Below are 12,947 nucleotides of genomic sequence, written 5' to 3' on the forward strand. Positions count from 1 at the left end.
CATGACCGTTTCAAGTATGACCGGCTTTGCCCGGGCCGATGGTGCCAGAGATGGCTTTGCCTGGACCTGGGAAGTCCGCAGTGTCAATGGCAAGGGACTCGATATCCGGGCCAAGCTGTATGGCGGTTATGAACGGCTGGAACCCGTGGTGCGTGATGCAGTGTCGCAGCGATTTAAACGCGGCAATATCGGGTTGGCGCTGAATGTCGTGCGGCCCGGCGAAGGTATGCGCTATCGTATTAACCGCGATTTGCTGAATGAACTGGTCTCCCTTAGCGAAACACTGGATGCCAACAGCAAGATGGATGCGGGCACCATTGCCGATTTGCTGAATGTGCGCGGGGTGCTCGAAGCCGTCGAGGAACAGGAAGATGATGACGCCCGCGAGGCACGCGAAGCCGACATTCTGGCGACCCTGTCGGTCGCCCTTGATCAGATGATTGAAAGTCGCGCACAGGAAGGCGGAAAACTTGACGTGCTGTTGACCGGCCATATTGACCAGATCGCCCAAACTGTCGCCCGTGCTGAACAGACAGAATCCGCCCGGCCCGATGCCATCCGGGCGCGGCTGCAACGTCAGGTCAGTGAATTGCTGGAAAACGGGCAATTTGATATCGAACGCCTGCATCAGGAAGCCGCCCTGTTGGCGACAAAAACCGATGTTCGCGAAGAAATCGACCGTCTGAAAGCCCATATTTCAGCGGCGCGCAGCATGATCAAACAGGGGGGGGCGATTGGCCGCAAACTCGATTTCCTGTGTCAGGAATTCAACCGCGAAGCCAATACCCTGTGTTCCAAGGCCAATGATATTGAACTGACCAATTGCGGCATGGAATTAAAGGTCAGCATCGATCAGTTGCGCGAACAGGTGCAAAATGTTGAATAACGCCGCCGAAGGAAATGTAATGATCGACGAAACCGCAAAGCGTCGCGGGGTGATGCTGGTTTTTTGTGCGCCGTCCGGGGCCGGTAAAACCACAATTACCCGGCAGTTGCTGGAAAAAGACAATCAGATTTCGCTGTCGGTTTCGGCAACGACGCGCCCGGCCCGCCCGGGCGAAGATGAAGGCGTTCATTATTTCTTCAAATCGGTTGAGGGCTTCAAGCACATGATCGCCGATGATGAATTGCTGGAATGGGCCGAGGTCTATGGCAATTATTACGGCACACCGCGCCAGCCTGTCGAAGATGCCCTGTCATCGGGGCATGATGTGCTGTTTGATATTGACTGGCAAGGGGCGCGGCAATTGCGCGAAAAGGCCGGGGATGACGTGGTGTCGATATTTGTCTTGCCACCATCATCTGCGGAACTGGAACGCCGCCTGCGGGATCGTGGACAGGACGAAGATGACGTGATCATGAAACGGATGGCCAAGGCCGGAGCGGAAATCAGCCATTGGGCGGAATTTGATTATGTCCTGATCAATGATGATCTGGACCGCTGTCTGGCATCGGTCGAACATATCATCGGGGCGGAACGCCTCAAGCGTGATCGTCAGCAACAGCTTCCGACCTTTGTCAAAAAACTGCTGACGGAATAAGCCTGTTTTGCGGTCAGGCGGATTTCAGCTGATCATATATGCGGGTCAGGGCGACGAAATCGTCAATCGATAATTCTTCGGCCCGTGCCGTTTCGACAATGCCGGTTTGCGTCAGAAGGGCGGAAACATCCACACCAAGGCTTTTCAGGCTGGCGCGCAGCATTTTGCGGCGCTGACCAAAGGCGGCCTGTGTCACCTTGCCAAGGCTTTGAAGATCGACCCCGACGGGGCGATCTGCCCGCGGGCGCAATTGCACCACGGCCGATGTCACCTTGGGCGGCGGGGTGAAGGCGCTACGATGGACTTCAAACAGGATCTGACAATCACACAGATACTGGCACAGTACCGACAGACGGCCATATGCTTTGCTTTTGGGGCGGGCAACCACCCGTTCGGCGACTTCTTTCTGGAACATCAATGTCAGGCTGCTGAAATTATCAATGTCATGCAGCCAGTTCAGCAATAATTGCGTACCGACATTATAGGGCAGATTGGCAACGATCTTGCGCGGGGCGGGGCCCAGTTTGACAACATCCACTTCCAGCGCATCGCCATCAATCACATGCAGGCAACCGGGATAATGCGCATTGATTTGCGCCAGAACCGGTTGGCAGCGTGGATCGCGTTCGATCACCGTCAGGTTTTTTGCCCCGTGATATAACAGGGCGCGGGTCAATCCACCCGGCCCCGGCCCGATTTCAATCACCGTGGCATCGTCCAGCGGGGCGGCGGCACGGGCAATACGCCCTGTCAGATTCAAGTCAAACAGGAAATTCTGGCCAAATTGCTTTTTGGCCGACAATTCATGCGTTGCGATCACATCGCGCAAGGGCGGCAGACCATCATGGGCCAAAACAGTGTCGGTTCCGGGGGAATTATCGGTCAATTGTCGGCTCTCCGGCCTGCTGGCGGTTACGGGCCATGCTGGCGGCCATGCGGATGGCCGCGATCAGGCTGTCTGGCCGGGCGATGCCCTTGCCCGCAATATTCAGGGCGGTCCCGTGATCCGGCGATGTCCGGATAAAGGGCAGGCCAAGGGTGACATTGACCCCGCCATGAAAATCAAGAGTTTTGACAGGGATCAGGGCCTGATCATGATAGGGGCACAATGCGACATCATAATGTGCCCGTGCCTCGGCATGGAACATGGTGTCGGCGGACATCGGGCCCACAACGTTCAAGCCATCCTGTTGCAACTGGCGGATCGCCGGAATCATGACGGTTTGTTCTTCATCGCCCATTGCGCCATCTTCACCGGCATGCGGGTTTAACCCGGCAATGGCGAGACGGGGGTACGATATGCCGAAATCCTGCGTCAGGGCGCGGGACGTGATATGCGCCAGCCGGATGATCAGATCAATCGTCAAGGCGTCAGGCACCCTTGAAAGGGCGATATGGATGGTCATCGGAACGACGCGCAACTGGCTGTTGGCGAGCATCATCACGGGAATCGTTCCGGGGCCTGCCAGTTCGGCCAGAAATTCGGTATGGCCGGGATGGGCGAACCCGGCCTGATAGAGCGCACTTTTCTGGATCGGATTGGTGACAACGGCGCTGGTCGCCCCCATGCGGGTCAATTCGACGGCTTTCATAATGCTGGCGATGACAATTGCCGCCGTATCAGGCGAAGCCGTTCCACAGTGAACAGAGGGGCAGGGCAGATCAAGAGGATAGATCGGTAGTGCCGTTTCAAAGACATCCGCAACATCCCCCGGATTGCTGATTTCGACAATGGGAACATCAAGTTGCAACAAATTTTCCTGATCCCGCAGGATAGCGGAGGGGGCAATAACGAAAAAAGCAGGGAGCGCTTCGGCCTTGCGTGTCAGCCACGCCTTTAAGGCCAGTTCAGGCCCAATGCCGCCCGGCTCGCCGATGGTCATCGCCAGTGGCTTGATATCGGCCATTGTTAAGCTCCTGCAAGCCGGATCAATCGGGGTCAGATACGCACATCAATAAAGGCGTTGCGGCGCAATTCCCGCAATTTACGGCGGGCCAGAATTTCAAGGCGTTCCATCATCAGGCGGTTTTCAATCAGTTCGCGCTGTGGTGCTGCTGTTTCAACCGTCCGGTTACAGATCATCACCACCAATGCACCACCTTCAACCTGTAAAACCTGCGAGATGCTACCGGCATCAAGATTGCCAACCGCATTGCGAATGACAGGTGCCAGTTCATCTGGCGAAATGCCTTTGGTCTCGCCACTCAGATCGGAACCAAGATCAACGGCGATGGCGGCCATCTGTTCGCAACTATTGACCGTCTGGCGGGCGTTTTGGAGGATACCGATTTTGGTTTGGTTTTCTTCCTGCTGCGCGTTGCCGTTCAGCGGCACAAACAACTGATAAAGATCCAGTTTGACGCTTTCAAGGGCATTAGCATCCCCCTGACGACGGTCAAGTAACTTCACGATATAATAACCGCGAATGGTGCGGATCGGGTCGCTGATCTGACCGGGTGCCATGTTATTGATGACATCTTCAAGTTCGGCGGCCATTTCACCTGATGATACCCATCCCAGTCCGCCGCCATTGGCCGCACTGGTGCTGGCGGAAAATTGACGGGCGAGACCCTCGAAACTGGCACCATTGCGCAAGGCCTGAATGACTTCGCGCGCATTATTGCGAATGCGGTCTTCTTCTTGCGGGTTATCGACAGGCAGAAGAATTTCCTGAATATTGTTACGTGGTTTGCCCTGATTGCGTTCGATCCGGGTCAGAACATCGTCAATTTCGGCATCGGAAATCTGAATTTCGCGGCGCATTGATCCCAACAGTTTCTGCCATGCGATTTGCGGTCGCATCTGGGCACGCATGGCGGCCATCGAGATATCGTTCTGCTGCAAATATTGCTCAAGCCCGCCGGACGGCAAATTGGAATTGCTTTCAACCATATCAAGGGCGCGTTGCATATCCGCATCGGTGACCTCAAAGCCACGCCGCTGTGCCTCCTGCATTTGCAATTGCTCGTCAATCAACTGACGCAACATCTGCGGGGCCATTTCCTGACTGAGCGACGGGGTCATCTTCATGTTGGACGTGGCGGCAACCAGTTTGATCCGTTCGACAAGGTCAACAATCGATATCGGTTCGTCATTGACCACGGCGGCAACACCAATTGCCCCTTGTGCCTTGACCTGTTGTGCCGAAGCCAGAAGCAGAATTGCGAGGGCCACAACGTGAAGAAACCAAAAGTTTTTGCAAAAATAACGCATTACGTCCTGCTACAGTCCGGCTGATGAGGCGACTTCGCCAAGAGTTTTGAAAACGAGACGGAACACAAATTCGTCAGATTCGCCAAGATCCTGATCCTGATAGAAGGTCCGGCGAATTCTGCCGTCAAATATGAAGCATTCATCTTCGTAAACAAAGCCAATGCCATATTCAAGGGGGTCGCCGCCTTCATCAAGATCAAAACGGCCATAACCCATACCGCTCCAATATTCCGTGAATTTGCGGCTGGCGCTGAAATAGATTTCTTCGCGGGAACCAAATTCTTCGGAACCGGCTTCTTCAGCCAGTTGAATATAGGACAGATTGAGGCGAAGAGTCTCCTGTTCTCCGACATTGGCGGAAACCTGGTTGCGAAGAGCGTTCATATCTTCATTATCAAGGCGAAACCGATAGGACAAATCCACTAATGAGCCCGGCGAAACCGTTACGCGGCCAACATAATCGGAAAGATGCTCATCAAGGCCTGATCCTTTGGCAAAGGTGTCATTTTTGGCCAGTCGGTAGCTTTGACCAAACAGGGCATTGGTATAACCGCCATTATCGCCATAAACACCCCATTCCAGACCATAGCTACCGCGCAGGCCGTCTTCGACCCGGTCAATCCCGCCATAGCGATCATGGGAAAACAGATTGATGTCGTCAAATTCAAACGACTGGGCGTCTTCATTCGGAATTTCTGCCGGGTTGCCACCATTCGGCGACCAGGCAATCATGGTTATCGGTTTGATGATGTGATGATAACTACCTTCATCGCGCACAAAGGGCATGTTCCAGTCAAACGCCACCAGGGGAACGGCACGGCCAGCATAACCGGAATAAGCATCCTGATTGTCGCGCGCCACGTCAGAGACAAGATAACTGTCGCCGCGTAGCGAAACGGTCAGTTTGGTCACATCGCCCATCGAACCAATATAAGGCAATTGCCACCCCGCCTTGGCCGAAAGGCGGTGCGAATCAGTGCCTTCGTCACGGGTCAAAGACAGGGCATCCATATCCAGCGAGGTATAGCCACCATATTTACCGGGTTCGGTCTGGCCGTGAAACTGGGCATGCGGCAGGATGATCGGCGTGGTATCGCGATCATCTCTTTCTTTGAGGCCTTGAAAATAATAACCATCAACCCGGCTGTAACTGGCCCCGCGGAAACCCTCGGTAAAAAGATTCGATGTCAGAACCGAGGGAGACCCAAATCCATAGCGCGACAGATAGGTTTTTTCAGATGCCTGTTCGGCATCAAAACCCCAGCGCCAGGTATCATCAATGTCAAACCGCCCCTTGGCATCAATATGCCCCTGCCATTCGTCATTATCGTCATTGGTGATGCTGTTAACGATATTAATTTCGCCACTATCAAGGCGTTGCCGGTATTCTGTTGCCAGAACAGGGCCTTGATCGACCGTATAAATGGGGGTCAGGGTCAGGTCTTTGCTGTTGTCTATCGCCCAGAAATAGGGCGTCTGAAAATACTGCCCGACATGGGATGTGCTGCCAAAGGATGGCGCTAAAAAGCCTGACTGGCGTTTGACCGTAGGGTCGGGATGGCTGAAATAGGGCGTGTACATCACGGGAATTCCGGCAAATTCCAGTCTTGCATCCTCATATTCGATGGTCTGCCCCTGCTGGTCATGCAGGACCCGGGCGGCGCGAATACGCCATAAGGGCGGTACTTCCGGGGCATCCTCGCACAATTTGCAGGGCGAATAAACGGCCTTGGCCAGTTCGGTGTAATTGCCACCACTGCGGCGCGCGCCGCTGCCTGCCAAACGGGTGTTTTCATCAAGCAGGATGTAAATGTCGGAAATCACGCCGTCCTTGAAATTACCACTTAATTCGACATGGTTGGCAAACATGACTTCGCCGGTGGGTTCCACCAGGCTGACATTGCCTGATGCCGTGACGACATCCTGCGCCATATTGTAGCTGACTGTATCGGCCAGCAAAATCTGGCCGTTTCGCACAATTTCGACATTGCCGCGGGCTGTAACGGTTTGCAAATCCTGATTATGCTCAACTTCATCGGCAGAAAACAGCAAGGGAACCTGATCGGGATCGGTTTCGGCGTTAACGGGTTGCGTCTGGGCATGGGAAACCCCCGGATGTCCCGTGATCAGGGCACAACCCAGAATCCCGCTTGCTGCGAGTATTTTCAGACTTCCCCCTGTCAAGTCCGCCATCCCGCTAGCCATCCTCCAGATGCAATAGGGTCGAAACACCCAGTAATGTCGATATACCCGCCGGTGCCCATGCCGACAAGGCCGGAGGCAGTCCGCCCGAAACGCCCAGCGCCGATGTGACATCGGTAAAAAAATACAGGATAAATCCGGTCGTGACACCGCCACCGATAACAAGAGAAACCCGGCGGCGTCGAGAAAATTTCAGACAAAAAGCAGCCGCGATCAAAACCATGGCACATAACAGCAGGGGGCGCGACAGCAAGCTGTGAAAATGTATGCGGTGACGTTTGGCATTAAAGCCCGCCCGTTCCAGCAGATCGATAAAAGGTTTCAGTTCCCAGAACGACATGGTTTCAGGTGAGGCAAAACTGTCCTGAATTTTGCGGGCAGTCAGGTTGGTGGGCAGGACCATCTCGGAATCGAACCTGCTTGTCTGACCCGGAACAAAGGTCCAGCTATTGTAAAAACGCCATGAACCCGGTTCAAGCACGGCCCGTTCTGCATCAATACGGCTGGTGAAATCATCAAGATTTTCAAACTGGAACACTGTGACATGGCGCAGATCAATGCGGTCACTTTGCTGGGATCGGACTTCACGGGCATAAATTACCGCCTGTCCATCCTGAGTGCCCTGTCGCAACCACAGGCCAGATGAGGATAAATTCATCACATTGATATTGCCCTGTAAATAGCGCGCCTCAAGTTTTTCAAACCGTTGCAACAGGATTGATGACAGGGGATTAAGAGCCCCGACTTGGGCGACACCCAGCAAAACAGCGCAGATCAGTGGCGGCAACATAAACTGCCACGCCGAAACCCCTGCTGCGCGTGTAACAACCAGTTCCTGATTGCCGGTCAGTTTCCAAAACGAAAACATGGATCCGAACAGAACCGCAAATGGCAGTACTTTTTCAATCATGAATGGAATGCGGGCGGTGGCCATTTGTATGACGACCGACATTGTGGCATCGGGTTTGTTGCTGGCGCGGCGTAACAACTCGACCACATCGCCAATCAAAATCAGTCCCGCCAGTAAGGCCAGAATACCAAGGATCGCAAAAAGGACATGCTTGCCGAAATACCATGTCAGGGTTGGCGAAATTCTCATGCCGTTTTCCCCGGAAGTTTGCCGATAAGGGCAGGCATATTTATTTTCGGGGCGCGCATGGTCCAATACAACCCGATCACGATCGGCAGGGTGACATTCAGATACATCATCAACACAAAATAAATGTTTTTGCTGGCAAGATTTTTGAATGAAATGCCGAGGCTTTGACTGATAATCATCAGGGCAACCGCAAACAGCAAACGTCCGGTTTGTCCGCGCCGCGAAAAACTGCCGGAAACCAGAACAGCAAGGGCGATAGAAGCAAAGCTCATAGCATAAAGCGGTGATATCAGGCGGTCATGGCCTTCGACCCGAAAGGCAGTGATATCTGATTCATAAATGTCGGGAGGCTGGCCGGTAAACAGATCAAAGACGCTACGTTCCCGCGCTTCCTGATAGCGCAGGGCCGGGTCTTCGATGCTTTGGTCGATATCTACGGCATATCGGTCAAAATACAGGATCGACATGGTGCCATCCGCAACGTTGACTTCCTGCCGGTTTCCGTCCTGCAAAACGATGCGCGGTCCCTCATCCGTGCGCAATAACGCACCATTTTTGGCCATCATGGTCACTTGCTGCGCCGGGTTGCGGCCATCATTGACCATGATGCCCAGCAATTCATTATCCTGGCCAACTTCGCGGACATAAATGGTCAGGCCATCAATGTCGGTAAAGCTGCCTTCCTGTAACAGGACAGATGAATAATCGTTTCGGATCGAAAATTGCAGTTCCTTGAATTTCTGATAACTGTAAGGCAGGTAATACAGCGTCAGAAAATATCCCGCTGCCATCGTTATTCCGGCCAGAATGATCGCGGGTTTGACCAGGGCCCACTGGCTGAGCCCGGCGGATCGCATCACAATCAGTTCGCGATCCTGAATCAGCTTGTTATAGGAAAAGACCAGCACAAAAAACAGGGCAATCGGCAGGATGATGGTCAGGAAACTGGGCAGCAACAGCGATGTCAGATTCAGGAATATGCCAATTGACAGGCCGCGATTGACGATCATTTCGACAAAACGCAGGCTTTGCGATAGCCAAATGACACTGAGAAGCCCCAGTGTCACAAAGACCATCATGATCAACTGCTGTTTCAGCATATATTTCGTCAAGCGATTCATCGGGCGGATTATAGAGAAGACGGTGAAAACAGAAACACTAAAATATGACGTTTTTTCACTGTTTTTTCTTGCCTTTCATCGCGATGACCTTGTGTTCCGCATCATGCACATGTCTGATCGCGAAACTGTGGCAAAAAAACGGCTGCACCTACGATTGCGTTTACCCAAATACCCGTTCGGGGGACGCAAAATCATCGGATGTGCTGTTGTAAATCTGCTGCGCAGCCGTTTCGGTTTCCGGCAGTATCTGACGTAAAAAAAATTTCGTACTGGCGGTTTTCTGATCGCGAAAGTTTGAGGGTTCTTCGCCGGTTGTCAGGGCATCAAGGCTACGGATCATTATCCATCCCCCCAGACAGGTTGCAAATAACCGCAAATAAGGCGATGCCACTGCCTGCATCAAAACCGGGTCTTGCGGACAGGTGTGCAGGATATGGGTCGTTGCCCCATCAAGCTGTTCCATGGCTTTTTGCACACAGGCGGCTTCATCGGGATAGGCAACGCCAAAGGCCGTGCAATCATCGGTAATTTTCAAGATCAGATGCCGGGCGGCCTTCCCACCATCGCGCAAGACTTTCCGCCCGATCAGGTCCAGCGCCTGAATGCCGTTGGTCCCCTCGTAAATCGGGGCAATGCGGGAATCGCGCAGATGCTGTGCCGCACCGGTTTCCTCTATAAAACCCATACCGCCATGAATTTGAATGCCAAGCGAGGCATTTTCAACGCCAAGGTCGGTTGACCATGACTTGACCATCGGGATCAGCAGGTCGGCCTCGGCCTGAGCTGCGTTTTGCATATCACCGTCCGGATGGTGATGGGCAAGGTCAAGCCGGGATGCGGCATAAAGGGCAAGGGCACGGGCCGCATCGGTTGAACTGCGCATCCGCATCAGCATGCGGTGAATGTCGGGATGATGCAGGATGGTGCATTCGGTCCTATTGCGCGGATCGCGGCCCTGTTTGCGGGTCTTGGCAAAATCCAGCGCCAGTTGAAAGGCGCGTTCGGAAATGGCAATGCCTTGTTGACCAACGGCAAGGCGGGCATTGTTCATCATGGTAAACATGCAGGCAAGTCCACTGCCTTCGGTTCCGACCAGATAGCCCGTCGCCCCATCCGTATCGCCAAACGATAAAACCGCCGTCGGGCTGCCATGAATGCCCAGTTTGTGTTCCAGCGAAACACAGCGCACATCATTGTGTTCACCCGGATTGCCATCCGCATTCAGCCGGAATTTGGGCACAATAAACAGTGAAATCCCGCGTGTGCCCGCCGGGGCATCAGGGGTACGGGCCAAAACCAGATGCACGATATTGTCGGTCAGGTCATGATCGCCATAGGTGATGAAAATTTTCTGCCCCCGAATGGCATAAGTACCATCTGCCTGCGGTTCGGCGCGGGTGCGGATATGTGACAGATCCGATCCGGCCTGCGGTTCGGTTAAATTCATCGTTCCGGTCCATTCACCACTGATCATGCGACGTAAAAACCGTTCTTTTTGATCGGCGCTGGCATGGCGGGCCAAAAGTTCGATGGCACCGGATGTCAACATCGGACACAGGGCAAAGGCCATATTGGCGGAATGCCACATTTCCGATACCGCCGCCCCCAATAACAAAGGCAACCCCATGCCCCCGTCATTCGGCGAGGCACAAATCCCTTGCCAGCCTCCTTCGACGAAATGTTGATAAGCGGTATGCCAGCCATCGGGGGTTTTGACGGTGCCGTCGGTTGCCAGTTTTGCCCCTTGCAGATCGCCAATGCGATTTAAAGGGGCCAGAATCTGTGACGAAAATTTTCCGGCCTCGTCCAGAATGGCGTCGGCCAGTTCGGCACTGGTTTCTCTATAAGGCGGCAATGCGGCAATGGCATCCAGCCCGATCACCTTATGGATCAGGAACCTGATATCATTGATAGGGGGTAAATAGCCGGTCATCAAAAGACGTCTCCCTGAATGGTGAGTCGCCCGCTCGGTTTGGTCCGGTTCATCCGGATCCGCGAATTATTTCATCAAGCATAATCAGGGATTAGACGAAATTCGAGTCTGTTTCTTGCGTACAGAGGCATATTTTGCATTAAGTAGAACAAAGTTGACCCATCATACTGGCGATGGCGCAGAGTGATGCCGATATGAAATCAGCCGTTTGTCCTGATCCGGGCGGCGCGTTACAGGATACCCCGTCAGGGATCAGAACGTAAAAACAAAGGAGCAAGCGGTGCTGCGGAAGGGAATATTGCCAATCATCCTCGGTGTTCTGATCGCCTTTGCCGGAACGCGGCTGGTGGCGTGCGCCGGTCCGGTATGGTCTGGCGATGACGAGCAACGCTTTATCGAGGCCTACCGCGATTATGTCGAGCCACCGGCCTCCGCCGAGCAACTGCGCCGCGCCGACAAGCTGTTTGTCGAGGTGGTTGGTATTCTGGGCGATACCTATGTCGATGATGTCGATACATCTGCTTTTGTCGATCTGGCAATTGCCCGTCTGCCGGAACTGGAATTTGAAGACAAAAGCCCGGTTGGTGTTGTTGGTGCCGCCCTTGACGACACATTGCATTCCCTTGATCCGCACAGTGCCTATATGTCGGAGGACATGTTCAAGCGGTTGCAGGAAAGCACCGAAGGCAGTTTTGCCGGGGTCGGGATTGTCATTGCCCATGATGACAGCAAACGGATTCGCATTGTTTCACCGATTGATAACACCCCGGCGGCCCGCGCCGGTTTGAAACCCGATGACCGGATCACCCATATCGACGGTTATGACATGACCGGCGAACCGATTGCCGAGGCGGTGCGGCGCATGCGCGGGCGGATCGGCGATCCGGTAACATTGACGATTGATCGCGAAAGCAACAGTTTCGATGTGACGGTCAAACGCGCCAAGATCGAAGTTCCTTCGGTGACGGCGGCGGTGATCGACAATGATCTGCCCTATATCCGGGTATCGCGGTTTGATGCCAATACGCTGGATCAAATGCGCCAGCAGCTTGACGAATTACAGGATAAAGTGGCCTCGCCGCGTGGATTGATTGTTGATTTGCGACGCAATCCGGGCGGTTTGCTGGATTCTGCGGCCGATCTTGCCGACCAGTTCCTGACGGGCGGGCTAATCGTTGCGACCGAAGGCCGGGGCGAACGCAAACTGCGCACCTATGACGCAGATCGCAGCAGTTATTTCGACGGCGTACCGATGGTGATTTTGCTGGATCGCGGATCGGCATCGGGGGCGGAATTGATGGCGGCGGCCCTGCGTGAAAACGGGCGCGGCATCATCATTGGCGAACGGTCATTTGGCAAAGGTTCGATGCAACGTATCCTGCCGCTATCAACCGGCGGTGGTGTGAAAATTACCACCGGATATTACACAACGCCGGGCAATCATATTGTTCAGGGCAATGGTGTTGTCCCCGACATCGAAATTCTGACCGAAGGGGCCGCCGAATTTGAACGCGAGGCCGAATTGCCCCATTCCCTGCCTTCCCGTCGCCGTGACCCGCGAACAACGGTGGCATCCCTTGCCGAAAGCGCCTGTCGGCAGGATATCGTGATCGAACGTCTGGACCCCTCAAGCGACCGTGCCGAACAGCTTGCCGAAGAACAGGCCGATGGTGAAGTCGCCGGGGACGGAATGCTGGAATGCGCGGTGGGATATTTCCGCGGTGGCGGACTTGCAACCTATCGCCCTCAGGTGGAACCCCTGTTGCGGGCTGGACTTTAAGGTTCTGACATGCAAAACGCGGCCCAAGTTTAGGGCCGCGTTTTGCGTTTAATCGAA

The 12,947-nt window shown here is 54.1% G+C and carries 10 protein-coding genes; 3 read left to right on the forward strand and 7 right to left on the reverse strand.

Going from position 1 to position 12,947, the window contains the following annotated elements; all coding sequences use genetic code 11:
• Window position 1: 1 nt before the first annotated feature.
• Both Q8O73_RS18205 and gmk read left to right on the forward strand, forming a co-directional pair.
• Window positions 2-886 (forward strand): YicC/YloC family endoribonuclease, encoded by an 885-nt coding sequence (locus Q8O73_RS18205; protein WP_305559622.1) that lies wholly within the window; start codon window positions 2-4, stop codon window positions 884-886.
• A 19-nt stretch (window positions 887-905) separates the two neighbouring features.
• Entirely contained in the window at window positions 906-1,541 is a 636-nt protein-coding gene (gene gmk / locus Q8O73_RS18210) for a guanylate kinase (RefSeq protein ID WP_305559623.1), read from the forward strand.
• A gap of 13 nt (window positions 1,542-1,554) precedes the next feature.
• Here gmk and rsmA read toward each other — a convergent pair whose 3' ends face one another.
• The 7 genes from rsmA to Q8O73_RS18245 all read right to left on the reverse strand — a co-directional run bounded on the left by rsmA (window position 1,555) and on the right by Q8O73_RS18245 (window position 11,110).
• Complete coding sequence (rsmA, locus tag Q8O73_RS18215) at window positions 1,555-2,427, reverse strand: 16S rRNA (adenine(1518)-N(6)/adenine(1519)-N(6))-dimethyltransferase RsmA (protein ID WP_305559624.1); 873 nt, start codon at window positions 2,425-2,427, stop codon at window positions 1,555-1,557.
• Window positions 2,417-3,448 carry a 4-hydroxythreonine-4-phosphate dehydrogenase PdxA gene (gene pdxA, locus Q8O73_RS18220; protein ID WP_305559625.1) on the reverse strand — a complete coding sequence of 344 codons (1,032 nt, stop codon included), beginning with the start codon at window positions 3,446-3,448 and terminating at the stop codon, window positions 2,417-2,419. The genes rsmA and pdxA overlap by 11 nt, the downstream gene beginning before the upstream one ends.
• Window positions 3,449-3,480: 32 nt before the next feature.
• Window positions 3,481-4,755: a peptidylprolyl isomerase gene (locus Q8O73_RS18225; RefSeq protein ID WP_305559626.1), complete on the reverse strand. Its 1,275-nt coding sequence runs from the start codon at window positions 4,753-4,755 to the stop codon at window positions 3,481-3,483.
• A gap of 9 nt (window positions 4,756-4,764) precedes the next feature.
• Window positions 4,765-6,948, reverse strand: a complete 2,184-nt coding sequence (locus Q8O73_RS18230; RefSeq protein WP_305559627.1) for an LPS-assembly protein LptD — start codon at window positions 6,946-6,948, stop codon at window positions 4,765-4,767.
• A gap of 4 nt (window positions 6,949-6,952) precedes the next feature.
• On the reverse strand, window positions 6,953-8,056 hold the full coding sequence (gene lptG / locus Q8O73_RS18235; RefSeq protein WP_305559628.1) for an LPS export ABC transporter permease LptG: 1,104 nt from the start codon (window positions 8,054-8,056) through the stop codon (window positions 6,953-6,955).
• Complete coding sequence (lptF, locus tag Q8O73_RS18240) at window positions 8,053-9,168, reverse strand: LPS export ABC transporter permease LptF (RefSeq protein ID WP_305559629.1); 1,116 nt, start codon at window positions 9,166-9,168, stop codon at window positions 8,053-8,055. The genes lptG and lptF overlap by 4 nt, the downstream gene beginning before the upstream one ends.
• 169 nt (window positions 9,169-9,337) lie before the next feature.
• Window positions 9,338-11,110, reverse strand: coding sequence for an acyl-CoA dehydrogenase (locus Q8O73_RS18245; RefSeq protein WP_305559630.1), 1,773 nt, complete (start codon window positions 11,108-11,110; stop codon window positions 9,338-9,340).
• A 298-nt stretch (window positions 11,111-11,408) separates the two neighbouring features.
• On the opposite strand from Q8O73_RS18245, the gene Q8O73_RS18250 reads away from it, so the two are divergent.
• A complete protein-coding gene (locus Q8O73_RS18250) occupies window positions 11,409-12,890 on the forward strand; it encodes a S41 family peptidase (protein WP_305559631.1) in 1,482 nt (493 codons plus the stop codon).
• Window positions 12,891-12,947 lie beyond the last annotated feature (57 nt).

The sequence above is a fragment of the Thalassospira sp. genome (genome assembly GCF_030690045.1).
GTDB lineage: Bacteria > Pseudomonadota > Alphaproteobacteria > Rhodospirillales > Thalassospiraceae > Thalassospira.